General features: G+C 49.2%; 16 protein-coding genes. 6 read left to right on the top strand and 10 right to left on the bottom strand.

All coding sequences use genetic code 11. The annotated features are described in order from the left end of the window. Positions 1–25 precede the first annotated feature (25 nt). The 6 genes from UNH61_RS10090 to UNH61_RS10065 form a co-directional block, all read right to left on the bottom strand. Complete coding sequence (locus UNH61_RS10090) at positions 26–850, bottom strand: SDR family NAD(P)-dependent oxidoreductase (RefSeq protein ID WP_326991974.1); 825 nt, start codon at positions 848–850, stop codon at positions 26–28. Beyond that, positions 832–1,782, bottom strand: coding sequence for an adenosylcobinamide-phosphate synthase CbiB (gene cbiB, locus UNH61_RS10085; protein WP_326991973.1), 951 nt, complete (start codon positions 1,780–1,782; stop codon positions 832–834). Before cbiB ends, UNH61_RS10090 begins: the two co-directional genes overlap by 19 nt. After that, positions 1,767–2,789, bottom strand: a complete 1,023-nt coding sequence (locus tag UNH61_RS10080; RefSeq protein ID WP_326991972.1) for an aminotransferase class I/II-fold pyridoxal phosphate-dependent enzyme — start codon at positions 2,787–2,789, stop codon at positions 1,767–1,769. Before UNH61_RS10080 ends, cbiB begins: the two co-directional genes overlap by 16 nt. A 12-nt stretch (positions 2,790–2,801) precedes the next feature. Next, positions 2,802–4,271, bottom strand: coding sequence for a cobyric acid synthase (locus UNH61_RS10075; RefSeq protein WP_326991971.1), 1,470 nt, complete (start codon positions 4,269–4,271; stop codon positions 2,802–2,804). Between the two features lie 149 nt (positions 4,272–4,420). After that, a complete protein-coding gene (locus UNH61_RS10070) occupies positions 4,421–7,027 on the bottom strand; it encodes a M1 family aminopeptidase (protein ID WP_326991970.1) in 2,607 nt (868 codons plus the stop codon). Positions 7,028–7,080: 53 nt separating this feature from the next. Beyond that, positions 7,081–7,644, bottom strand: a complete 564-nt coding sequence (locus UNH61_RS10065; protein WP_326991968.1) for a DUF308 domain-containing protein — start codon at positions 7,642–7,644, stop codon at positions 7,081–7,083. Between the two features lie 189 nt (positions 7,645–7,833). On the opposite strand from UNH61_RS10065, the gene UNH61_RS10060 reads away from it, so the two are divergent. Both UNH61_RS10060 and mgrA read left to right on the top strand, forming a co-directional pair. Next, a complete protein-coding gene (locus tag UNH61_RS10060) occupies positions 7,834–8,754 on the top strand; it encodes an acyl-CoA desaturase (protein WP_326991967.1) in 921 nt (306 codons plus the stop codon). A gap of 159 nt (positions 8,755–8,913) precedes the next feature. Beyond that, positions 8,914–9,906: an L-glyceraldehyde 3-phosphate reductase gene (mgrA, locus tag UNH61_RS10055; protein ID WP_326991966.1), complete on the top strand. Its 993-nt coding sequence runs from the start codon at positions 8,914–8,916 to the stop codon at positions 9,904–9,906. Between the two features lie 108 nt (positions 9,907–10,014). Here mgrA and UNH61_RS10050 read toward each other — a convergent pair whose 3' ends face one another. Next, entirely contained in the window at positions 10,015–11,091 is a 1,077-nt protein-coding gene (locus UNH61_RS10050; protein WP_326991965.1) for an NADH:flavin oxidoreductase/NADH oxidase, read from the bottom strand. Positions 11,092–11,211: 120 nt separating this feature from the next. On the opposite strand from UNH61_RS10050, the gene UNH61_RS10045 reads away from it, so the two are divergent. From UNH61_RS10045 to UNH61_RS10030, 4 genes are all read left to right on the top strand, one after another. Further along, positions 11,212–16,092 (top strand): PKD domain-containing protein, encoded by a 4,881-nt coding sequence (locus UNH61_RS10045; protein ID WP_326991964.1) that lies wholly within the window; start codon positions 11,212–11,214, stop codon positions 16,090–16,092. 85 nt (positions 16,093–16,177) lie between these two features. Beyond that, a complete protein-coding gene (locus UNH61_RS10040; protein WP_326991963.1) occupies positions 16,178–17,473 on the top strand; it encodes a hypothetical protein in 1,296 nt (431 codons plus the stop codon). 23 nt (positions 17,474–17,496) lie between these two features. Further along, on the top strand, positions 17,497–18,759 hold the full coding sequence (locus UNH61_RS10035; RefSeq protein ID WP_326991962.1) for a hypothetical protein: 1,263 nt from the start codon (positions 17,497–17,499) through the stop codon (positions 18,757–18,759). Between the two features lie 4 nt (positions 18,760–18,763). After that, positions 18,764–19,471, top strand: coding sequence for a phytanoyl-CoA dioxygenase family protein (locus UNH61_RS10030; RefSeq protein WP_326991961.1), 708 nt, complete (start codon positions 18,764–18,766; stop codon positions 19,469–19,471). Here UNH61_RS10030 and UNH61_RS10025 read toward each other — a convergent pair. From UNH61_RS10025 to UNH61_RS10015, 3 genes are read right to left on the bottom strand one after another with little or no spacing between them, the layout of a single operon-like run. Next, positions 19,468–21,276 carry a RagB/SusD family nutrient uptake outer membrane protein gene (locus UNH61_RS10025; RefSeq protein ID WP_326991960.1) on the bottom strand — a complete coding sequence of 603 codons (1,809 nt, stop codon included), beginning with the start codon at positions 21,274–21,276 and terminating at the stop codon, positions 19,468–19,470. The genes UNH61_RS10030 and UNH61_RS10025 overlap by 4 nt on opposite strands. Before the next feature lie 27 nt (positions 21,277–21,303). Beyond that, a complete protein-coding gene (locus tag UNH61_RS10020; protein ID WP_326991959.1) occupies positions 21,304–24,852 on the bottom strand; it encodes a TonB-dependent receptor in 3,549 nt (1,182 codons plus the stop codon). Positions 24,853–24,901: 49 nt separating this feature from the next. Continuing rightward, positions 24,902–25,930 carry a FecR domain-containing protein gene (locus tag UNH61_RS10015; RefSeq protein ID WP_326991958.1) on the bottom strand — a complete coding sequence of 343 codons (1,029 nt, stop codon included), beginning with the start codon at positions 25,928–25,930 and terminating at the stop codon, positions 24,902–24,904. Positions 25,931–25,991: the final 61 nt, after the last annotated feature.

Below are 25,991 nucleotides of genomic sequence, written 5' to 3'. Positions count from 1 at the left end.
TGATGAGGGGTAATGCAAACTATCATTATTTATCAAAAACCTTCAGCGGATCATCGTACCTGAAGGTATATTCCAGCATATGCCGGAGTTTACTGGTTCCTACAATCTTATACGGAAGTTCTTCTTCAACGGTGCGGCGGGGCAGCTCAATTCCCAGAGAGCGGGCGGCGGCTTTGTAGTAATTGATACGCAGCGGATGCCCGGTAGCACAGGCGTTGAATACTTCACCCCAGATACCGCGGTCGAGGATCTCGGTGATAACACCGATGCAATCGTCGCGGTGAATAACGTTCATGGGCAGAATATTTGCGCGTTTGCCTCCCTCCCGGAGGCGGCGTTCATCCGGCAGGCGATCGTAGCCTATTAATCCGCCGAAGCGCAGTACCGTGGTTTCGAATGTTTCGGCTCCGAGCAACAGCTTTTCCGCAGCGCGGAGTGCCAGCCCGTTTGGCGAATCGGGGGCTTCTTCATTCTCTTCGGTCACCAGGCCGTTCACATTGGCGTAAACGGAAGTAGAACTTACGAACAATACTTTTTGTATAGAAGTGGTCTCTAAAAAGCTTCTCAGCAGGGCAATTTCGGCGATATGAACATCTTCCCCCCTATCTATCCTCGGTGGAATATTTACTATCAGTATATCAGCATCCCAAAAGGCATCCGGCCCGGTAAGTACTTCTTCTTCCAACACTACCGTATATGCCTCCAGTCCGAGCGCTGTTAATTCATCTACCCCTTTCTGGCTTGTACGCGCACCTTTCACGGTATAACCGGCGGCCTGCAGGTGCAGTGCCAGCGGCTTTCCCAGCCATCCGCAACTCAATATACTCACCCTTAATGTTTCATCCTCCATAGTAAATACGATTTAATAGCACCCACGCAAATTACCATGACAAAGGTAACGGCATGATTGAGATAAAAGACTTTATTGAATTCGTTATGTTCAATGTCCCGTTCATTCTCTCCTATATAGGGTTTCTTTACCAACTTACCGCCGTAGGTATTTGGGCCTCCGAAGCGACAGTCAAGAATACCTGCCAGCGCGGCCTCCGGGAACCCGGCGTTAGGACTGCTATGCGCCTTTCCATAGCGAAGCATGTAGTGCCCTCCCCTGCTGCTGCCGTATAACAGCACCATCAGCAATGCTGTTATGCGTGCGGGGATGAAATTGGCCACATCATCCAGGCGGGCAGCAAAGCGGCCGAAATACAGGTAACGTTCGTTCTTATAACCAATCATCGAATCCAGGGTATTGATCATCTTATATAGCATCATGCCGGGCAGGCCCAACAGTGCATAGAAGAACAATGGCGCCACTACCCCATCGCTCAGATTTTCTGACATGGACTCCATCACTGCAATCCGGACCTGGTTTGCAGTGAGCGCACCGGTATCGCGGCCTACAATCCGCGACAGACACCGCCGGCCGGCCTCCAGGCCTTCCTGTTGCAATGCCCTGAATACCGCCCTGCCTTCCCTCAGCAAACTGGTGTTGGCTAACCCAGAAAATACAAACGCCGCGGTGAAAAGGTACCATGCCAATGGCCATTGCTGCAATTTTTGCTGTATGAAAAAGAAGAAAGCAAAGACAGCCGTACATAACACTATACTCAACAGCGCCCCTTTCCATATCCTGGCGCTGCCTTTATTCAACCTCCGGGAGCCGTAAGTAATCATGGCGCCAAACCACCTCACCGGGTGCGGCCATGCAGGGGGATCGCCCAGCAGCAGGTCGGCAATATAACCTAACAGTAACGGGAGTACGAATGCTAAAAGAGGGTCCATTGGCGGAGAGCAGTGATCAGTAGTTTATTGTCGGCGGCACTACGACAGGCAACACGGCAATGCCCCTGTTCAAGTCCGTAAAAGTTGGATGCATCCCTGATAAGGATACCGTGTTGCTCCACCAGCCAGGCTTTCAGCGTGGCGGCAGTACCGGTAAGCGTTTCGAAGAGGAAGTAATGCGTATGTGTTGGCCAGACTTTGTATTCCGGCATTTTGCGGATACTTTCCCATAAACGGAATGTTCCCTGCAGCAAAGTATCTATAGAGAAAGCAAATTGCTCCGGATGTTCCAGGATATAATAACCAGCCTCCAGCGCCAGGCTGTTCACAGACCAGGGCATTCTGAATGCACGTATACGATCCAGCAGCTGTTTGCGGCCGGCAATATAACCGAGTCGCAGTCCGGGTATACAGCAGTTCTTCGTAAGCGATCGCAGCACCAGCACGTTAGGCAGGCGGTGCAGGTGAGGCAGCATGGAAGCTGCATCGCGGGTAAAGTGAATATATGCTTCGTCGATAACGAATACAGTATGTTTATTGCGTGTTATCAGCTGCTGCAATGCGTGCTCGTCGATAGCATGACCGGTAGGATTATTCGGATTGCAGAGAAACACCATATCTGTACTGAAAGTTGTATCCGGCGTGAGTTTATCCCAGGGCAGATATTGTACCTGATGCCGGTACAGACCGCAGGCATCAGCATATTCAGCGAAAGTTGGTGTGATGATGGTAGCGGTGGCAGCATGAAATTCCTGCGCTATGAGATAGATGGCTTCCGTAGCTCCATTCGTGACCAGTATACTGCCGGCGGGCAGGGCAGCCTGTTTTTCCAGCATGGCCTGCAATTTCTCCGCACCGGCATCCGGGTAATGCCCGATTGTTTCGATGCTGTTGCGGAGATGTTCCGTCAGCCCCTGCTGCAGGCCTCCGTACCATACATTGGAGCTGAAATCGGCCTGTAGAGGCCGGCTGTAGAGGTAGCCATCGTCGCCATGTCCTTGTATCATAGTGCTGTTGTATTATAATTCCAGTGCCTTATAAACAGCCGGAACATCGAGATGTTCACGGATATGTGTTGCCAGTTTGTTATATTGTTCCTCTCTGAATGCACGGTAATCGAAACCCGCGGCAGGCGCCTGTTTACCGCACTGCAGCAGCAGATCACGGATCACGGTATCATTATCCAGGATTCCGTGCAGGTAGGTGCCCCAACACCGGTTGTTGAGGAAATAGCCATCAGGACTGCCATCCTCCAGCTGGTTGAGCGGTGATGGAACTGCCGCGGTGGTGTCTCCCATATGTATCTCATATCCTTCACAAACACTTTCTGTATCCCGATAACGGAAACGGCGCTGACGGGTAATCTTATCGCGGGTCAGTACCGTGGAAACAGGCAGGATGCCCAGGCCGGGCACTGCTCCCGGTGTTCCTTCCACTCCGAAAGGATCTTCGATCGTTTCACCCATCATCTGGTATCCGCCACATATGCCTATCACCACTTTATTTCGTTTATTCGCTTCCGTTATTGCACGCGCCATGCCGTTATTTCGTATAGCCGTGAGGTCGGCGATAGTATTCTTGCTGCCGGGAATGATGATAATATCTGCTGTAGCCAGTTCTGCGGGATTATCTGTATAGCATACCGTCACCCTGCTGTCTCTTTCCAGCACGTTAAAGTCGGTGAAATTAGACATATGCCTTAGCAGCACCACAGCGATATTGATACTACCCTGCTTAATTCGTTTATGCTTCAACGATAGTGACAGGGTATCTTCTTCTTCAATCCATATATCATGGTAATAGGGCAGTACCCCTATTACCCGTACGCCTGTAAGCTCTTCCAGCAACAGTTGTCCTTCCCGGAAAAGCCGGATATCGCCACGGAATTTATTGATGATAATCCCTTTGACCAACGCTTTTTCTTCCGGCGGAAGCAGGGCCAGCGTGCCGTATACGCTGCCAAAAATACCACCCCGGTCGATATCGGCGATGAGGTACACCGCTGCCTGTGCATGCAAAGCGATGCGCATGTTGGTAATATCCCTGCGACGAAGATTCAGCTCAGAGATGCTGCCAGCACCTTCCATCACTACGGGGCTGTATTTTTGCTGCAGCCGGTTGAAGGCCTCTTTTACTTCTTCAAACAGCGCATGTTTATCATCCGCCATGAAGTATTCCCAGGCTGATTGATTGCCGGCAGGTTTGCCATGTAATACGAGCTGCGCATGTTGATCGCTGACGGGTTTCAGCAATACCGGGTTCATATCGGTATGGCAGGGTATTCCGGCAGCTTCGGCCTGTACGGCTTGTGCACGGCCTATTTCCAGGCCTTCCGGTGTAGCATAACTGTTGAGCGACATATTCTGCGCCTTGAACGGCGCCGGCATATAGCCATCCTGACTGAAGATGCGGCAAAACCCGGCTGTGATGACGCTCTTCCCTACATCAGAAGCAGTGCCCACGAACATTACCGGCCGGAGTTTTTTCATTGGTCTATGGATTTAAGCAAGGGCGAAGATAAGCATTAAGAATAGAGAAAGAAGAATTAAGAAAATACAGCGGAGATAGCAGCGAATGTAATATTCGCGTTTACTATCTCCGCTGTATTTTCTTAATTCTTCTTTCTCTATTCTTAATGCTACCTGAATGCCTCGTCGTTGAGGCCCTGGTTGATGAGCACACTCTTTATTTTCAGCGTGGTACTGAAACCTCCTAAATTGGAAATTGTTTTGAACGGCAGAAGTATTCCATCCGCAGGCTGATAGTCGAAGTATTCCGTTGTTGTTTCCGGGGCTTTGGCTTCATCGCCGGAAAGCAGTACTGTACGCAACTTCAGGCCGGTTTTAGCATCGTAATAAAAGCGCATCAATGCACCGCTCACAGTAGCAACGTTTACTACATAAACCGGGGCATCGTTGATCACATCAGTAACCGGCTGCAATTCTATTTTGGCACTATCGGAATGTGCGAACTGCAGTTCGGGGAACAGGGCGTTCTTATCTTTCAGTATGGCTTTTTCTGAAGCGGAAAGCGGTACCGGATTACCACCGCGGAACGATTGCACATCGTTGCCATTTATGAGCAGTTTAAGTCCTACCAGGTTAGCGATGGGAACGTACACGGAGTACAGTTGCCTGGAGGGAAATTTCGCTTTGGTGGTTACTTCCAGCTGGGTACCCTGGATATCGCCGGTTTCGAAAATTTGTATATCTTTTATACCCGCCACTTTATCTGCTCCTCCGATTGCCTTCAGGTAGTTTCCCATAACGGTAGCAGCATCCAGTCCTGCTGGCACTGGTTTTCCGCGTTCTGCGTACCAGCTGTTATTCAGCGGTTTAATATCCGGGAAGTTGCCGGCAGGATCGATAACCACACTGGCGAGTGCAACTTTGGAAGGGTAATGAAACGTCCAGGAGGAGCCACGCTGCCATACTTCAACGGGCAGGCGAACAGTGTCTGCCTTACCGTTTACATCTTTGATACTTACTACCACTGGCATGGGCAGCTGTTCCAGGTTATCGATGGTAATGAGTGCTCCCTGTGCGGGATCTTTTCTTACGTAGCTGACACTTTTCACTGCCTGATCGAGCATCCAGTTATTGAAGAACCAGCCGCGCCAGAACCAGGCGAGATCTTCACCTGCGGCATTTTCGATGGAGCGGAAGAAATCCCATGGCGTGGGATGTTTGAATGCCCAGCGTTTGATGTATTCCCTGAATGCATAGTCAAAGCGTTCATGACCGAGGATTTCATCTCTCAGCAATTTGAGGCCCATAGCGGGTTTGTAGTAAGCTGCAACCCCATTGTAATTGAGATCTATTACATCGGGCGTGTTCATGATCGCCTCTGCCCTGGCGGAGAACATCATTGGCGCCATGCGTTGTACAGTGGCCGGCGCATGGAATTCACCTTTATTAAAAGCAGCAGTGGAGATGCCATTGATGAACGTATTAAAGCCTTCGTCCATCCAGGCGTATTTACGTTCATTAGACCCAACGATCATGGGAAACCAGTTATGTCCGAATTCATGATCGGTTACATTCCAGAGGCCCCCCCCGTAGGATTTCCAGCCACAGAAAACAATACCGGGATATTCCATTCCACCTACAATACCTGCAATATTGGTAGCCACGGGATAGGTATAGCCATACCATTGTTGAGAGTAGTGTTCAATACAGCCTTTTACAAATTCGGTAGACCGGCCCCAGTTTTTTGATCCGGCTACCTCGAGGGGATACATGGATTGCGCCAGTGCTTTTTTACCTCCGGGCAGGTTCATGCGGGCGGCATCCCAGATAAAAGCGGCCGAAGCAGCCCAGGCCACATCACGTGCATTTTTGCATACAAAATGCCAGGTGCGGGAGCCTTTGGCGGTATTGGATAACAGATCTGCGCTATCGCGTACTAACACCGTCTGATCGCTGTTACGGGCTTTGGTCAGCCGGCCGATTTCTTTGGGAGAAAGTACCTGCGCTTCATTAACGACTTCTCCGGAGCCACCAACAATCATATTGGCTGGCAGCGTTATGGAATAGTCGAAGTTGCCATATTCCAGGTAAAATTCCGATGCCCCCATGTACGGAATATTATTCCATCCGAGGATGTCGTCATACACCGCCATGCGGGGATACCACTGTGCAATTTCGTATATCCATCCGTTAGCCGTACGCAGGCGACCATTACGATCCGTACCGTATTCCGGTACCACGTACGAATAGTCGATACTGATCTGCATGGAAGCACCAGGTTTCAAGGCCTCGTTCAGTTTTATCTGCATACGGGTATCATTCACCAGGTAATTGGCTGCGGCAGTTTTTCCGTTACCGGTTACCTGCACGCTTTTAAGCTCAACACCTTTTGTGTAGCTGCGGTTGGCGAAGCGTTCGCCGGTTTGCGCTACCGTAGCGGCACCCCGGGAATCTTCCCGGTACACATTCTGATCCAGCTGCAACCATACAAAAGGAAGTTGATCCGGACTGTTATTCTTGTAGGTAATGACTACGGTACCGCTTACACGATGTTGAACGGTATCGAGGGTTACATTCAATTTATAATCAGCGGCATTTTGCCAGTACCTGGGACCTGGCTGTCCGCCTGCACTGCGGTATTCATTCCCCGGAGCAGGATAAAATAAGGGGGCAAATGCAATATGCTGATTGTAGGTAGACGTGGTTTGTGCAAAGCTCTGCTGAATACCTACGCAGCAAAACAGGGTAGCGATAGCATAGATTTTGTTGAGTTTCATCGATGAAGATTAGATTTAATCAAATGTAAACAATAGCTGGCAGCTTTTAGCAGCTAAAGACTTTTCTTCAATCGTCTCAACCTGAATGCAAACACGATACTGAATACACCTGTTACCAGGAAAGCAGCGCCCATCAGGCTAAGGATAGTGGCTACCCCAAGAGCGGGATTATCCAGTATACAAACGGATACAACGATCAGGCTAATACCCCCTGCAAGCAGCCAGCCCCAATTGGGGATTTTATCGGCCTGCAGCTGGATAGAAAAGCCGATAAGCCCGATACCTTTGAACATAAACCAGAAACCAAGGAACAGCGGAATAACCGCCATACTGAGCGCAGGATGCAGCATCAATATCAGACCAATTACGAGGTCGATCAGGCCGGAAGCGAGCGACCATCCCCAGCCTGAATGAGCTTTCCGGTTACTGATAGCAAAGGCTACTTCGAAGATACCGGTAACAAAGAAAGTTACCGCGAAGAAGATGCTCAGCAGGATGTAGCTGCTGAATGGGTTGGCAAAAACAATGAAGCCCGCAATCAGGAAAATAATACCATTTAACAGATACAACCACCAGTTTTTAATGGTGTTGCGGATAGCTGAAATGATTTCTGACATAATAATTACTTTAGTGTGAATAATGATTGGTGCTATGTTTTTCTCTAACAGCGCCCGGGCTAAAATGTTCAATCCGCTTTGCCGGGTAAAAAACCGGGGAAAAGCCCTTAACTTTGTGGGTCAAATGATTTAATGACCCAAATGATTTAAATCATAGATTATACAATTGACGGAAATTATCTTTGTGGAATGAATAAGGCGATCAAGCAAGACAGAAAGCCACCAAACTGGTGGCACCAGGTAGATTTTCTGGGCATACACGCGGTGCCCCTACTGGCATTTTTCACCGGTACAACAGCATTTGACTGGATATTATGCGGTGTTTTGTATGTAATCCGGATGTTCTTTGTGACAGCGGGCTATCACAGATATTTCTCGCATCGTGCGTTTAAAACGTCGCGATTCTTCCAGTTTATCCTCGCCGGTGGCGCACAGAGCAGTCTGCAGAAGGGAGCGTTATGGTGGTCGGCCAATCACCGTATCCACCACAAGCACAGCGATACGCCTGAAGATCCGCATTCCGCCAACATTTATGGCTTCTGGTATGCCCATATCGGCTGGATTATGGGACCAGAATACAAGCCTACCCGTTTCGACCTGATCAAGGACCACAAGGCGAAGGAATTGATGTGGCTGAATAAGTGGCATATGGTACCTGCCGTTGTGCTGGCAATAGCCGTATATTTTGTAGGTAACAAAGTAAACGGTACAGGCTGGTTTGATTGGACAGCCGGCTTGTCGACCCTCCTGATCGGCTTTTTCCTGAGCACAGTAATACTGTATCACGGTACATTTACGATCAACTCACTGATGCATAAAATTGGTAATAAAAGGTATTATACGGGAGATGAGTCCCGCAACAGTGCTATCCTGGCTTTAGTCACGCTGGGAGAAGGCTGGCATAATAACCACCACTATTATCAGAGCGCAGCACGACAGGGCTTTTACTGGTGGGAATTCGATATCACCTACTATGTGATCAGAACACTTGGGCTGCTGGGTATCGTTTGGGAAATCAGACCTGTTCCTGCCAAGGTAAAGAACAGCAACAAGCTGAAGCAAATGACGAAAGAACAGGCGATGCCGTTGCCGATAGAGGAAGCCGTGTAAAATTAAGAATAGAGAATATAGAATTAAGAAACAGCGCGAAGACCTTAGCGATTAATGATATTACTTTATCAATCACTAAGGTCTTCGCGCTGTTTCTTAATTCTATATTCTCTATTCTTAATTCTATACCCTATCTTGTTCCCCTAAACTTTGCACTTCATGTTTTATACACCCGCAACAGACAGGTACGATAGTATGATCTACAACAGATGTGGCAGGAGTGGTCTCCGGTTGCCTGCTGTATCATTAGGTTTGTGGCATAACTTCGGTTCCATTGACAGTTATGAGAATGGACGCAGCATTGTAAGAAGAGCGTTCGATAAAGGTATTACACATTTCGATCTGGCTAATAACTACGGGCCGGTACCGGGAAGTGCGGAAACGAATTTTGGCAGGATTCTGAAGCAGGATTTTACGGGTCATCTCAGAGATGAGCTGATCATATCGTCGAAGGCAGGATATACCATGTGGCCCGGGCCGTATGGCGACTGGGGTTCCAGAAAATATCTTATTTCCAGTCTTGAACAGAGCCTGCAGCGTATGCAGCTGGAATACGTGGATATATTCTATTCTCACCGGCCGGATCCGGCTACACCGATTGAAGAAACCATGGGGGCCTTACATAGCATTGTGCAGCAGGGTAAGGCATTATATGTTGGCTTATCTAACTATACTGCCGAGCAAACGCAAAAGGCGGTTGAAGTGCTGAAATCGCTGGGCACACCCTGCCTGATTCATCAGCCTAAATACAGCATGTTTGAGCGCTGGGTAGAGAACGGGCTGCTGGATGTATTAGAAACCAACGGCGTAGGTTGTATTCCCTTCTCACCACTGGCGCAGGGGCTGCTCACAGATCGCTACCTGAACGGTATTCCCGCAGGCTCCAGGGCCAGCAAACCAAGTGGCTTCCTGCAGGAATCAGATGTAACACCGGAGAAGATAGAAAAGGTGAAAAAGCTCAATGAGCTGGCACTTAAACGGGGGCAATCACTGGCCCAGATGGCACTGGCCTGGATATTGAAAGATAAACGTATCACCACCGTGCTGATCGGCGCCAGTTCAGTAACCCAGCTGGATAACAACCTGGATGCTCTCAAGAATACTCATTTTGACAAAGAAGAGCTGGAAGCGGTGGAGAAGATCCTTAGATAATTACGAATCGAGAATATAGAATGAAGAATGATGAGCGAAGACCCACACGACTTTTGTTATCATAACATTTCGTGTGGGTCTTCGCTCATCATTCTTCATTCTATATTCTCAATTCGTAATTCTTCTCTTCGCTCTTTCATACTGTACCGGCCATTTTACCTCTGTTTTGAGCTCGTAGGCGGCCCGCAGGGGGAAATAAGGATCTCTGAGGAATTCCCTCGCCAGGAATACCAGATCGGCCCGGCCATTGGCGATGACAGCAGAAGCTTCTTCGGGCGTCGTGATCATCCCCACGGCACCAGTAGGGATATGTGCTTCTTTACGTATCCTTTCTGCGAATGGCGTCTGATATAAGGGTCCCACTTTGATTTGCTGGTGTGCAGCGAGACCTCCAGAAGAACAATCGACGAGATCTACTCCCCTGTCTTTTACAATTGCGGCCAGCTTTACTGACTCATCAATATTCCACCCTCCTTCCGCCCAATCGGTAGCGGATATACGAAGTAGCAACGGATATTGCTCCGGCCACACCTCGCGCACGGCAGCGATTACTTCCAATAAAAGCCGGATCCTGTTTTCGAATGTACCTCCATATTCATCAGTACGTTGATTACTCAGTGGCGACAGGAAGCTGTGCAATAAATAACCATGTGCCCCGTGCAGTTCAATCACACGAAAACCTGCTTCCCGGGAGCGGATGACAGCATTGCGGAAGTCGTCCGTTATTTTACGTATGCCCGTATCCGTTAGTGCTTCCGGTTTGGGATAGACATCATTAAATGGAATGGCGCTGGGCGCCACGGCCTGCCAGGCTCCTTCCTCAGCAGTCAGCGCCCGGCTTCCCTCCCAGGGCCTTACTGTACTAGCTTTGCGCCCGGCATGCGCCAGCTGAATACCCGGCACAGCTCCCTGTTCTGAGATAAAACCGGTGATCTGTTTCAACTTTGGTATATGTTCATCTTTCCAGATGCCAAGATCGTGGGCCGAGATACGGCCTTCGGGTGATACCGCTGCTGCTTCGGTGAGAACGAGTCCGGCCCCACCCACGGCGCGGCTTCCCAGGTGTACCAGGTGCCAGTCGCTGGCAAAACCATCCACCGAAGAATATTCGCACATAGGCGATACCGCAATACGGTTCCGCAAAACAACCTCCCTCAAAGAAAAGGGGCTAAATAACTCCGACATAATCAGCTGCTTTTTAGTTTATTAAATTTAACCATTAATTGTATATGAAAACATAATACACAGGCATCAATAGTATGTCTGAAATACGTTATTTTTAAGTACCGTATCGCACCTTACCCTATGGACCTGTCATTGACGTCCCGCAAATCTGTTAACTCCTTTATCTGGTGTTGCTTTGTTGGAATGCTGTGTATACAGGGAGTTACTGCACAACAGAGAGCTGATTTCACAGCTTCGTCTGTCAGCGATTGTGAATCGCTGATTACTTCCTTTACAGATAAAAGTACCGGCAGCCCGGTAGCCTGGCAATGGGATTTCGGCAACGGTATCACTTCAAACAAACAGAATCCTGAAGCTACTTATGTGAGCCCGGGAAGTTATACAGTGACACTCACCGCAACCTATGCAGATGGCAGTAACCAGGTGGCTGTAAAAACGGGATATATTACAGTATGGTCGAAACCAGTGGTTGATCTGGCCCTCTCTCCTCCGGCAGGCTGTGTACCATTTACGGTGGTTTTTACGAATAAGTCGCAGTCGACCAGCGGAACACTGCAGCGGTTCAGCTGGGATTTCGGAGATGGCAATGTAGCGCTGAATGGCAGCAGCAATACCTCGCATATATATACCCAACCCGGCACTTACAGTCCGGTACTCACAGTTACTGACAATCACGGATGTACGAATTTCAAAGTCTTGAACAATGCTGTAACTGCCAACCCCGGATTACAGGCTAATTTTGCTCTGGCCAGCAAGATATTTTGTGCAGCGCCTGCGAATGTGATATTTACCAATACCACTGTTGAATCAGGCACAGTATCCTACAAATGGGAATTTGACGACGGTACTTCCAGTATCTCCAAAGATCCGGGCAGCCATACATTTACTACGAAAGGCACACATAGCATAAAACTAACCGCTACGAACGACCTGGGCTGTATCGATAGCAAAACAGTCGACGATATTAATATTGCCAATTTTGCGACTACCCTTGTTGTTCCGCCACAGATATGTGCCGGAACAACTGCCACGTTCAGCGCCACGTTTGCGCCGGCAGTACCGCAAAGTACTACCTGGGAGGTAAATGGCCTGCCTGTTCAGGGATATATTGACCATACCACTTATAACGCTACCGCAACCGGTCCGCTTACCGTAAAACTGAAAGCCATGTACGGCACCTGTCCGGACTCCGCGCAAAAGGCGACTGTTGTAGTGCCTTCCCCTACTGTGAATCCGGGCATAAGTATATTGCCATTCTGTGTACCACCCGCAACCGTCAACTTTGTTGCCAACAGCACGAATGCCGATACCTGGCAATGGGACTTTGACGACGGCACTACCGCTGCTGTGCAGAACCCATCGCATATTTTCAAAGCCGAAAAAGATTACAATGTAAAATTAACAGCGAGTAATCAGCAGGGATGTACTGTTCAGCAGCTAATTCCTGTCGGCATCCATAACACGGCGGTAACAATTTACACCGGGGAAGATAATGGTTGCGAACATCTGTCGACCAGCTTTACCGCATCCGTCAACAACAACGATAAAATCCAAAGCTATCAATGGGATTTTGGCGATGGAGGCACTTCTACAGTGGCTGCGCCGTTGCATACCTTTACATCACCGGGCATCTACACCGTTAAACTGACTTATGTGACTAACAATGGCTGTAGCGGTACCACTGCCTACCAAAAGCAGGTGATTATCTATAAAAAGCCAACGCCTGATTTTACCTCACCGGAAGCACCACAGGTCTGCGGCAATACGCCCGTCATATTTTTCGACAAGTCGGATGTCGGAACTTCCTGGTACTGGAATTTCGGTGATGGCAGTACAGGGCAGGGTAACACTGTTTCTTATAGCTACAGTGCACCGGGCACTTATGATGTTACACTTACGGTACATAACGGGAGCTGCTTCTCTACTATTACCAAGAAAGCATTTATCACGGCAATCATTCCTTTTCCGCGGTTTGATGCCGCGCCCACCTGCGACAACCGGATGACGCTCCAGGTATCGGAATATTCAATAGGCGCCAGCAGCCTGCAATGGGATTGGGGAGACGGCAAAGATACCACCTACACTACCCATAGCGATGCGCTAACGCATACCTATGCCCAATCGGGCACTTATAGGGTGAAGCTTACCACTTCGGATAATCATTGCAACACTTATCTGATTAAAGCGGTCACCATTATTGGCCGTTCAGCGGTGGTGATAACAGCAGATAAGACCAGTTTCTGTTCCAGCGACCACACAACGGCGTCTGTTCAACAAATTAACACGTCGATCCTGGGAGCGCAGCCCTATCACTGGCAGGCAGACGGCAACGATGTACCTTCCGCGTCGCTCACTCAGAACAATTATACTTACAGTCTTGCTCCTGGTAAACATACGCTCCGGCTGCTGGCACAAAACAGCCTGGGATGTTATGATACCAGCAATACTATTGAAGTGAACGTTAAAGGACCGGTAGCAGGCTTTAATATGCCCACTCAGGTACCATGCAGGGGCACAGAAGTGGTATTCACGGATAACACTGATCTGAGCTATAGTTCCGGCATTCAGAAATGGGTATGGAACTTCGGCGATAACACACCACCGCAAACCTTTACCAGCAGTCCTTTCAGGCATATCTACCAGCAGGCTGGCACCGATATATTACCATCAGTGACGGTTACTGACAACGACGGATGTACCAGTACTTCCTCCGGAAAGTACCTGCAGATAAACGGGCCTAATGCCGATTTCAATGCCGACAGCTATTTTGTAAAACCGGGCAGCACGGTGCATTTCAGCAATACGACTACAGAAACAGGCGGAAAGATCACCAATGCGCAGTGGGCATTTGGCGATGGCAGCACGATACAGACCCTGGGTAACACCTATCATTACTATCCGGACAAAGGCGTTTACGAGGTAAGTTTGCATGTTACCGACAATAATGGCTGTACAGGTTCCATAACAAAACCCATCAAGGTATCCACCGTAAATGCATCATTCACCTATACTTCATCGTTCGTGAATGGAGGTACCTGCGCACCAATGATCTTCCGGTTCACCAACAACTCGGTGAATGCCACCAGTTATTTGTGGGATTTTGGCGATGGCGGCAGCTCCAACCAGGCGAATCCGGTTCATACCTACACGCTGGCCGGGCATTATAAGGTAATACTGAAAGTGGCCAGCGTCACCGGAGCAACAGATGCAGATACGCAGACAGTGGTTGTAACCGGGCCGTATGCCTCCATCAAGGCCAGCGCCGACGGTGGCTGCCTGGGAAAAGAAATCACATTTACTGTTACACCTGAAAATGCCTCCACCTTCAGCTGGGATTTTGCAGATGGTACCGTGCAAGAAACCACTGCACTGCAAACAACGCATCAATATCCAGCACCAGGCGTCTACAATCCCAGGTTGCTGCTCAGAGATGATGCCGGCTGCCGGGGCAATGCATTCCTGGATCATCCGATAGTGATTGATAACCTGAACATCCGGTTGCACCCCAATCCGGGAAAGATATGCAACGAGGGCCTGCTTACGTTAATGCCTGCATTCAACAGTTTCTCGGTAGACAGTCTGGGTATCCAGCCAACATTCGCCTGGGGCTATGATGCCAGCCTCAAACCGCAGCAAATCAATACCACCACGCCCTCATTTTATCTCAACAAAGCGGGGGAATATACATTTACCATCAACGTCAGCACCAAATATGGCTGCCAGCAAAAAGCGGATACAGTAGTACACGTATATCCGAAACCGTTAGCAACTATCAGCGGGCCGGATAAAGTGTGCCAGGATGTACCGGTGAAGTTCAGCGGAGCCGTTACGGTAGTCAGTAATGTTAGCTGGAACTGGAATTTCGGCAATGGTATGAGCAGTCAGTTACCACAGCCGCTCCCGCTGACATACACGCAGCCAGGCATGGCCAATGTAACACTCACGGTAACCAGCAGCGATGGTTGCAGTGATCAGCAGTTGCACACCATTAATGTATTTCCGGCGCCGAACGTTAATGCGAGTGCTCCGGCCACATTTATCTGCCTTAACAATAGTATGTCTTTGCATGCTGAGGGCGGCAGTATATATGAATGGACTCCCGCAACCGGCCTCAATAATCCGGCGGTAGCCAACCCGGTGGCATCTCCCCAAATAAATACTGTTTACCAGGTGAAAGTGACCGACAGTAATGGCTGTACCAACACGGGCGAAGTACCCATCAGGGTGGTGCAGCCTTTTAAGATACATGCTTCGGCAGACACGATGCTATGCCTGGGCGGCAAGCTCCCACTCAGTGTATCCGGCGCTGATAGTTATACATGGACGGGCACCAACATCGATATGCCCAACAGTGCCACACCTACCGCATCTCCTTCGCAGCCCGGACAATATGTATACAATGTCACCGGCTACGATAATGAGGGATGCTTCTCCGACAAAGCAGCCGTGAAGGTACAGATAAACGCGCTTCCCCAGGTAAAAGCGGGCCCCGACAGAACCACCATGGCCGGCACGCCCGTATACCTTAACGGCACCTACAGCAGCGATGTAGTGAGTTGGCTGTGGAGCCCCGCAACAGATCTCAGTTGCGCCACCTGTCCTACCACTGAAGTAGTTCCCAATCTCAGCACCCGTTACGTAATAACGGTTGAAAATACCTATGGCTGTAAAGCGTCTGATAGCCTGAGCATACACCTGTTATGCAATCAATCGGCTGTATATATGCCTACTGCCTTTACTCCCGGCCCAACCGGAAATAACCAGTGGGTATATCCGAAAGGAAAAGGGATAAAGGAAATTGAATGGCTGCGTATTTACGATCGTTGGGGTTCATTGGTATTTGAGAATGCACACTTCCCGATAAATGTACAAACCGCAGGCTGGAATGGGCTTAGCGCCGGAGGAGAGTCATTGATGGGCAGCTACATATACAGCATGCGGGCCGTATGCGAAAGCGGAGAAAAATTTGAGTTCAAAGGCAGCATCACATTAATCAGGTGATATTCTTATCTACCTTCATAAAAGCAGTGGGCAACGGGATATTAATCCACGGAATTTTGTTAATTCGTAGAGATATACAATCCTGATGAACGACGCTGTTACTACTGTGAACAATCACTGGTCTGTGCCCGTAAAGGCCCTCTTCCGGTATTTTACCGCTTACCTGTTGCTATATACCTTTGGCAATCTGGGCTTTTCGGATCTTTGGAATACACCCATCACGTGGGCAGGAAAACTATTAATAGATCCGTCTTTCACCATTAAGATATGGCCTAATGGCAGTGGAGATACAACGTATAACTACCTGCAGGTATGTTGCATGGCAGTGACGGCGTTGCTGATTTTCCTCATCTGGTCGGTGGCCGACAGGAAGCGCAACAACTACAACCGGCTGCTTTACTGGGTCACGCTGCTTTTCCGGTATACGCTGGCAATGACGCTGATGAGTTACGGCATGTATAAAATTGTACCCGCACAGTTTCCTTTCCCATCGTTATACCGGCTCGATCAACATATCGGTGATATGTCACCGATGGGGCTGGCATGGACCTATATGGGCTATTCTTCCGGCTACAACCTGTTTACCGGCTTAGCAGAATTCATTGCGGGTATCTTGTTGTTGTTCCGGCGTACCCTGCTGCCAGGCGCACTTCTGGCGATGGTAGTAATGGCGAATATAATGGCTATGAATTTCTTTTACGACATCCCGGTGAAGTTGTTTTCGAGTCACCTGTTCGCTACTGCTTTTTATATTGCCGCACCGGATCTCCCACGCTTTCTCCGGGTATTCCTGCTCGACAAGGCAGCCGGTCCTCCGCCCAGGTGGGTCCCCACATTCAGGAGGAAATGGCTGCGGATTAGTCTTGTTGTACTGCAAGCCCTGTTAGTAATAGTGATCGTGAGCCAGCCTATTGAGCGTGGCATTGGTATGCATGCCAATTATATAAAGAAGCAACGTACGCCTTTCCTTTATGGCATTTATGAAGTGGTGGCCAGCAATGCGCCGGCAAATGATTCCCTTCCGAATATGAGCCTCCTGCTCAGGAAAACGGCCGCTGATTCAGCACGACTTGCAGACACGATTAAAGTTTCCAGCTCCTGGGAAAAAATTTATATAGACAAGGGTGATGTGATGCTCGTAAAACGAAAAGATCACCCGCGTATGTGGTTTACAGTAAAGGTAGATAGCATCGGGCAATTGCTCACTTACAAGAGCAATTCCGGCGACAGCATCGCGTTGCATTACAAGCTTCCGGGCAAAGATCAGCTGGTGCTGTACAATGATAGCACACAAATAGCCTTGAGAAAAAAAGATATGAGCAGCTACCTGCTGATACAGGGAAATTTCCGCTGGATCAACGAATACCCGTTTAACAGATAACGTATATACCATACCGTTAGTTTATGAATTTGAGTACTGAAAATACAACCCACTGGTCGCTGGCCAGAAAGCTTCTCTTCAGGTTTTTTGCCTGTTATTTCCTCATATATTGCATTCCCAGTTTCCTGAACGTAGCAGATGTTATTTCACTGAAATGGTTATGGGATCCGGCTATTACCTTAGCCGGCCGCCTGCTGATCAGACACGATTTTAAGATTGAGTACTGGCCTAACGGCAGCGGGGATACGACGTACAACTACCTGCAGCTATTTGTTTTTGCGGTAACAGCGCTTATTGCAAGCACTATATGGGGTATCATCGATCGTAAACGCGACGGCTATGACAAAGAGCAATACTGGTTGCTGGCAGTGCTCCGATATGCGCTGGCATTGAATATGATCACCTATGGAATGGCGAAGGTGATTAAGGTACAGTTTCCGGATCATGAGCTGTTCAGGCTGGACGAACTGGTGGGAGAAATGTCGCCCATGGGACTGGCATGGACCTACATGGGACAATCGACTGGTTACAATATCTTTACCGGTCTTGCTGAAGCAGGCGCCGGATGCTTATTGCTCTTCTATCGCAGCAGATTACTGGGCGCTCTTGCAACTATGGCGGTAATGGGTAATGTGGTGGCGATGAACTTCTTTTACGACATTCCGGTAAAACTGTTTTCCAGTCATCTTTTCCTGATAGCGCTGTTTATAACGCTTCCGGATATACGAAGGCTAACTAATTTCTTCGTGCTGAATAAACCGGTGCCTGCCGGCAACAGCTGGCATCCGGACTGGCAGGATAAAAAACGGCGGCGTATATATCTCTATATAAAAACACCAATGGTAGCACTTATTATGGGATTAGGCATTTACAGTGCAGTTAGTGTGGTACGTGGCCGGCAGGTTCCGTCGGTATTGTTCGGCACCTATGAGCCGGTATCTTTTTCTACAGCGGCCGGTAAATTGCCCGATCCGTTGCTGATGATGCAACAATGGAAAAAAATGTTTATTGAAAGAGACCACATGGTAATCGGAAAAGACTCCAGCGGGCAACTGGCGGGATTATACGAGCATACAGATAGTGTGCGGCATACTTTTTCTATTTGGAGTACCAGCGCGGATAGTGTCTCCCTACATTATCATATTCCGGAAGATGGCTTACTTTTACTCAGTGGTCAGGTAGGCGCAGATAGCGTAAAGATCACTTTAAAGAAGAAGGATCCAAAAGAGTATCTGCTGATCAGCAGAGGATTTCACTGGATTAATGAGTATCCATTTAACAGGTAAGTGAATGAAGCGTACATATGCAGGATTAGAAACAGATGGTTTCACCATTATACCGGATGTATTCAACGATACCGCTATCAGCGGAATGATAGATGTAATTAACCACACGGATCAGTCGGGGCCATTGTTTAGAAAAACGGCTGATTTATTTGCGATAAGGCGTTTCCTACAGGAGGTGCCGGCTATACGCGAGCTGGTATTCAGTGAACGTTTCACGGATATAGTACACGAGGTAGCCGGAGCAGATTATTTTCCGGTGAAGTCGATCTACTTCGATAAACCGGGACAGTCGAACTGGCTGGTAGCCTGGCACCAGGATCTGACGATATCAGTAGACAAACAGTTGCCGGTGGACGGTTACGACGGGTGGACGGAAAAGCAGGGCCAGTACTCCGTGCATCCACCGCAGGAGATACTGGAAAATATTTATACCATCCGCATTCATCTTGATGACACAGATGGTAATAATGGAGCACTGAAAGTGCTGGCAGGTTCACATCGGAAAGGGATCTACCGGCCGGATAGTATCGATCCGGCTGAAACACCTGAAGTAGTCTGTGAAGTGCCGAAAGGTGGTATTATGATAATGCGCCCGTTGCTGATGCATGCATCCGGGCGCACTATGAACGGCCATAACCGGCGGGTCATTCATATTGAGTTCAGCAACCGCCCGCTGGCAGGCGGTCTGAACTGGGCGGAAGGCGGCCTTTAATAGCCTGTATTTTGTTTTAGCACCGACGTTCCGTTTTTCACACTAAGATCGATCTGCCGCTGCGGAATGGGGAACCTGACATTCTTTGCCGCGAAGCTGGCGCCGGCGATATCGGTGGTAATGGTTTGCTCGTAAGTGAGGTAGCGGTTTATTTCTGTTTGCGCAATGCCCCAACGCACCAGGTCGAAGAAGCGATGCCCTTCCATCGCCAGTTCCAGCTTACGTTCGAACTGAATCGCCTTCATTGCCCAGGCCTGGCCTTTTGTAGCGAAGGTACCTACCGGCCAGGTGCTGATCACATAGTTAGCAGCAGGCGTATTCGTATAGCCGTTCATGGGATGTGCCGGATCGAGGTAGGTTTTCACCCAGCCAGCGGGGTTGGCAGCCCTTGCCCTTACGCGGTTCACATACTCTTCCGCTTTGTTCAGGTCGCCCGTTTGCGCGTGGCATTCAGCGGCCATGAGCAGTACATCTGCAAAGCGGATCAATACGTAGTTGATCGCATTTCCAGGCGCCCAGCCGTTTCCATCGTAGTATTTATCCTGAGTGGCCTGCATGTACACATTTTTGATAGGTGAATATGGACCTGCAGATTGCTGGTTACGGATCCAGGTCACGCCGGGATGATTCCCCCAATCGAGATACGGAATGGTTCTGCGGCCTACGGTCCAGTCGAGGCGCGGATCGAGCGGCCCGGCATCCGGCGTGAATGATACGGTATCAGGAATACCCATATCATTTTTCACCGGATGCTGATTGAAGTCATCCAGATAAGGAAGACCATTATCATCGGTGCGGAAAGAGTTCACCAGGTCCTGTGAAGGCTGGTAGAAGCCACAACAGCTGAAAGGTCCGTTGTAGGGATAGTTCAGCATATCGCCCTGATTGGCATTACCCGTTCCGCCGGAGCCATCGTTGGCGCTGTATTGGATAGAGAAAACTGCTTCACTGTTATTCTTGGTAAATGCATCATAATTATCATGGAACTTAGTTACCAGGTCAAATTTGGTTCCTTTGGCGGTTACGCCATTGGTAATCACATCATCGAAGATGGGTGCAGCCTGGGCATATTTTTTCTCATAGAGATAAGTTTTTGCGAGGTAAGCTTTAGCGGCCCACGAATTAGTGCGCCCGATCACATCCTGTATTTCGTTGAGGTTATCGGCAGCAAATTTAAAGTCGGCTTCAATCATTGGCCAAACGTCTTTATTGTTGGGCACCTTGAAATCATCAACGTTTAGCTGCGTATAGCTGGTAGAATTCTCATCTACCCACGACACATTATCAAACATCTTCTTAAGGTCAGAATAAAAGTGCCCCCGCAGGAAACGTGCTTCTGCAGCAGCTTCTTTCTTCTCATCTTCCGTCATATCTGTTACTTTGGTAAGCAGGTGGAGGACGAAATTACAGCGGCGGATGCCCTCGTAGTTCACGCGCCATTTATCATTGAAGAAGCCGTTGGTGGCATTCCCCAGGAACGTGACGATTTGCAGTACAGCAGGGGCATCGCCGGGATCGCTGCCCTTGTGGGCATCGCCGCCGCATACGCTGCCATAGATCCAGTTATCCGGGGAAACAGCATAGCCGCTTCCACCGGCGAGATTGACCATATCCGCATTTTTAAAATCCTGTCCGTCGAGTGCACCGTAAATGCCTACCAGCATCACTCCTACCCCTTTCTTATTAGTCAATGCCTGTTCATCGAGAGATGCCTGCGGCGACTTTTCCAGGAAACTTTTGCTGCAACCTGCCAGTAAAATGGCCGCAACGGCGGTAGTTTGTATGATATATTTGAACGATTTCATAAACCGGTTTTTTAACGTAAACAATTATCAGAAGCCCAGATTTACCCCAACGAGAAACTGCCGCTGATTAGGATAAGCGCCTTCATCGACACCGAAATCAGTGATATTGGAGCCTCCTATTTCCGGATCTATACCTGAATATTTTGTGATAGTAAACAGGTTAGCCGCCTGCAGATAAACGCGCAGTTTAGTGATATGATAACGTGTCAGCAGGCCGGAAGGCAGCGTGTAGCCCAGTTGTACGTTCTTGGCACGCAGGTAAGCGCCATTTTCCACCATATAGGAATTGGGCACGTTCTGAGTACTGGTAGAGCCGTTGACTTCCTGTATCGGGGCTTTTGCATTTTTATGATCCGGGCGCCATGAGTCGTACAAAGCGGTTTTACTTTTTGCGCTTTCAAAGGAAGGATAGAAATCGCGCCACCAGCGCACGTTATTCCAGATCTGATTACCGTGTACGCCGAAGAGAAAGATGCTGAAATCGAATCCTTTGTAGGTAGCGCCAATGTTGATGCCATAAGAGAAATCGGGATTAGGGTTGCCGAGGAAAGTACGGTCGTCGGGCGTGATAATACCGTCGCCGTTCACATCCTGGTAGCGGAAACGGCCGAGGCCCTGTCCTTCCTGGTAGGTAGCATCCGGCCTTCCGGTTGCTTTCTGGGCCTGTGCGTTAGCATCATCCAACTCCTTCTGCTCGTTCCAGAATCCGATGATCTTATAACCGAAGAAGGAAGATACAGGGTGCCCCACTGCATTGCGGATAATGCTGCTGCCATCGAATCGGCGGCCATCCGTATCGAAATAATCCACGCCATCAGCGATCTTAACGATCTTGTTTTTATAAGTGGTGAAGGTACCGGAGATATTCAGGGTAAGGTCTTTTGTAATATTCTGGTGCCAGGCAGCAGAAAAATCAACGCCTTCATTCTTCATCTGCGCCACATTTACAAAAGGCTGGGCTGCCGTTCCGGCGAGACCTGGCAATTCCGGGTTATACAGCAGATCTTTGATGTCTTTGCGATAGTAATCGGCGGATACATCGAGTTTACCATTGAAGAACGACGCGTCGACACCTATGTTGGCATTGACATCGCTTTCCCATTTTGCAGCCGGGTTGCCGATCTGCGTTCCTGCAAAACCAGGAGTGAGACCGTTGCTGACACCAGCGAGATCGTAGTAGCTGGAGTTACGGTTACCGCCGTAGAGATAATAGCCGTTGTTAACCGAAAGATTCAGCTGGTTTCCCATAATCCCCCAGCCGCCGCGCAGCTTCAGGTCAGTGATCCATGCTACCTTTTTCATGAATTCTTCCTGCGAAATGCGCCAGCCCGCAGTAAAGGCGGGGAAGGTACCATAGTGATTATTCAGGAACTTCGACGAGCCATCGCGGCGTAAGGTGGCACTCACCAGGTATTTATCTTTATAAGCATAATCTACCCTGCCTAAAATAGAAAACAGGCTTTCCATTTCACGGGTACTGTAATTTGTTTGCACACCAGTGCCTGTGCTGAGGTCGGGAAAATTAGGATCGAAAGTAAAGTAATCTTTCGTAGTACCTCCTACTGTGCGGGCGCGGCGGTCGTACGCTTCTGTACCGGCTACTATCTTCAGGTCGTGTACCCGGTTAAAATTCTGATGATAGGTAATCGTATTGGTCCAGGTCCAGTTATGACCGTTGTTAGAGCCTTCTGTATAAGAGTTTGTAGTCGCATTTTCTTTATTCTCATATTGCGGATAGGTAAAGGAGTGCGACCAGCCCGATACCACTTCGCCGCCGAAGCTGGTGCGGAAGGTCAGGTATTTCAGGAAGTCTACTTCTCCGTAAACGTTTCCAAATAACCGGGTATTCAATCCTTTGTTATTACGGGTACGGTATTGTATGGCCACCGGGCTCAGGGCATCTCCCAGGGCGTTGCCGGCCGAGCCGCCGAAATTACCTTTGATATCGTATACGGGAATAATGCTTTGTTCCCGCATGGCATGGCCGATTGCCGCATCGGAAGTATTAATTTCCACGGCCGGATTTTCAGACATCGAAAAGGCCATGTTTTCCCCCACCCTGATATGATCCGTGATATTGTACTGGGTATTGGAACGGATGGTGTATCGTTTAAGATAGGTGTTCATCAGCGTTCCCTGCTGATTGAAATAATTAAGAGAGAAAAGATAATTTCCCTTATCTCCGCCACCGCTTACGGCAATATTATGGCTGGTAATAGGTGCAGGGCTGAAGATAGCGTGATACCAGTCGGTACCTGCTTTATTAGCTTTCACGATCTGGTAGAATCTGTTGTAATCATTCAGATCGGTATAGTTAGGATTTACATAGTATTTAGATGGATCCACGGCAGGATCTCCTTCCTTAGCGCCCGCAGGCAGGAGGTAATCAGGTATTACAGGATTGGCGCCATGTCCGTATTGGGTGGTACCCGGATCGGCGCCGGAGTTCTTATATGCCAGCCAGCGGAGATTGGCCTGTTCCTGTGGATTGAGGGTATTCCAGACATTTCCCTTCCGGGGATATTGACGGCCGTAGTAGCCATCATAGCTTACTTTCACCTTACCGGCGCCACGGCGGGTGGTGATGATGATCACGCCGTTGGATGCGCGGGAGCCGTAGATAGAGGCGGCGCCGGCATCTTTCAGTACCTGAAGACTGGCAACATCATTGGGATTCAGATCGGCGATATCGGTAGTAGGCACACCGTCTACCACGTACAGCGGTGAGTTTGCGCCGAAGGTATTAACCCCGCGGATGCGGATCTGGGGCGCCTGGCCGGGCTGGCCGGAACCGATGACGGTCACCCCGGAGGCTTGTCCCTGCAGCTGTTCCGTTACCTGTGCAGTAGGTTGTTTGATCATGTTATCGATATTCACCACGGCAACAGATCCGGTAAGATCCTTTTTCCGTTGCGTGGTATAACCGGTCACCACTATCTCGCTCAATGCAGCGGCACCTTCTTTGAGCGTGACGTTCACCAGCTGTCTACCGCCAACGCCTACACGTTGTGTTTCAAATCCGATATACGTAATCTCCAGTTCATCTGTATTTTTTCCCGGTGCACTGATAGCGTAAGTACCATCGGGGTTGGTAACGGTTCCTATGGCTGTTCCGGCAACACGCACGGTGACGCCGGCGAGCGGATTCCCTTTTTCATCCTTTACGATTCCTTTAACCGGGTGTTGCTGAACGGGACCGGATTCGGCGGGAGTAACAACCGGTGTTGCCTTTTCGGTGACCATATAGAAACGGTCCCTTACTTTTTCGAAATGCAGGTTAAATGGCGCCAAAGCTTTACCGATGGCTTCTTCAGCCGACTGACAGCTGGCAACTGCCAGTTGTACTTTCTTATTTTTTACGATGTTGCTTTTATAGGCGATAGAAATGCTGAATCGTTCTTCGATCCGGTGCAGCACAGCTTTCAGGTCTGACTCATCGGGCTGGGGTTCAGTACTGTCGCCTGCGGGTGGAGCGGCCTGATCTGCAAGGGCCGCCGGCGTTTGTGCCGATACAGTCTGGGACAGGAAATACAGGGCCAATGCTTGCATCAGCAAGACACGTAAACCTCTTTTCATTTGAACAGGTTTTAACGATTAGGAATTAGACTATAAAAATAACCGGCGATCATTTTCTCTGGAACCAGATGTCATCGCCCTTTTGGTTGAATTGCATACGGAAGACCTTTGCCAATTGTGCCGTCATAGTATCGGCGTTATAGATAACGGGCATCGAGCCTGATACTTTGTATTTTAGCAGTTGTTCGTCGTTGACGATCAGTTTTTTGCCGAAGACCTGTTGCATGAAAGCAGCAGCATCGGCGAGTGTGAAATCATCCATGATCAGCCGTCCGGTATGCCAGGAGGTGTAATGCACCGCATCCACACTTTTCTTGGTATAGTCGCCGGTTTGTTTGTTATAGCGGACCATTTCCCCGGGTTGCAGGTAGAGTGAAGCAGCCTGCGTACTTTTGTCGCCGTTGATGTTGAGCAGTATACTTCCCTGTTGCAATACCACTACGATTTCCCTGCCGTTGCTGTTCACATCGAATTGCGTACCCAGCACTTCCACATTCAGATTGTCGTAAGTATGCACGATAAACTTTTGATTAGCAGCAGTATGCCTTACATGGAAGAAGGCCTGCCCATCGAGCCACACTTCCCTTTTACCTTTGCTGCCGGTGGTGTACAGCAGTCGTGAATTGGCGTTCAGCGTTACCTGGGAGCTATCCGGCAGCAACAAATTCCGGGTTTCTCCAAGCCGGGTGTGGGCACTGAGCACGGTAGCAGGTGCATCCGTATTTTTCCACCACCAGGCGCTGGCCAGGATGATGCCTAGTAGTATGGCAGCTGCGTATTTCCATGCATTACTCCATTGGGAACGGGTTTGCACCAAAGGCGTTCCTTCGTCATTCAATCCATTCCAGACGGCATCCCACAGCTGTTCCTTGTCCTGCGCCGATATGGAATAATTGCGGAACCGGATACTCTCCACCAGTTGCCGGGCTGTATGCACGATATCATTTTTCTCCGGATGTTGTTGCACCCAGGTTTCCCAGAACACATTGCGTTGACCCGGGTGCAGCACCCAGTCCTGGAAACTTTCGTCCATTGCAAAATCACGGGCGGTGTATGACAAATATTTATCGGCAGCCAAAAGAACGTGCTTTTTAGTAAAGAGCGGTTAACATTAAAAATCTCATCATTTTTTCTGAACT

This window comes from Chitinophaga sp. 180180018-3 (genome assembly GCF_037893185.1).
Classification (GTDB): domain Bacteria; phylum Bacteroidota; class Bacteroidia; order Chitinophagales; family Chitinophagaceae; genus Chitinophaga.
Note: the sequence above shows the minus strand (reverse complement) of the source record. Positions and strands in the feature narration are given on the sequence as shown.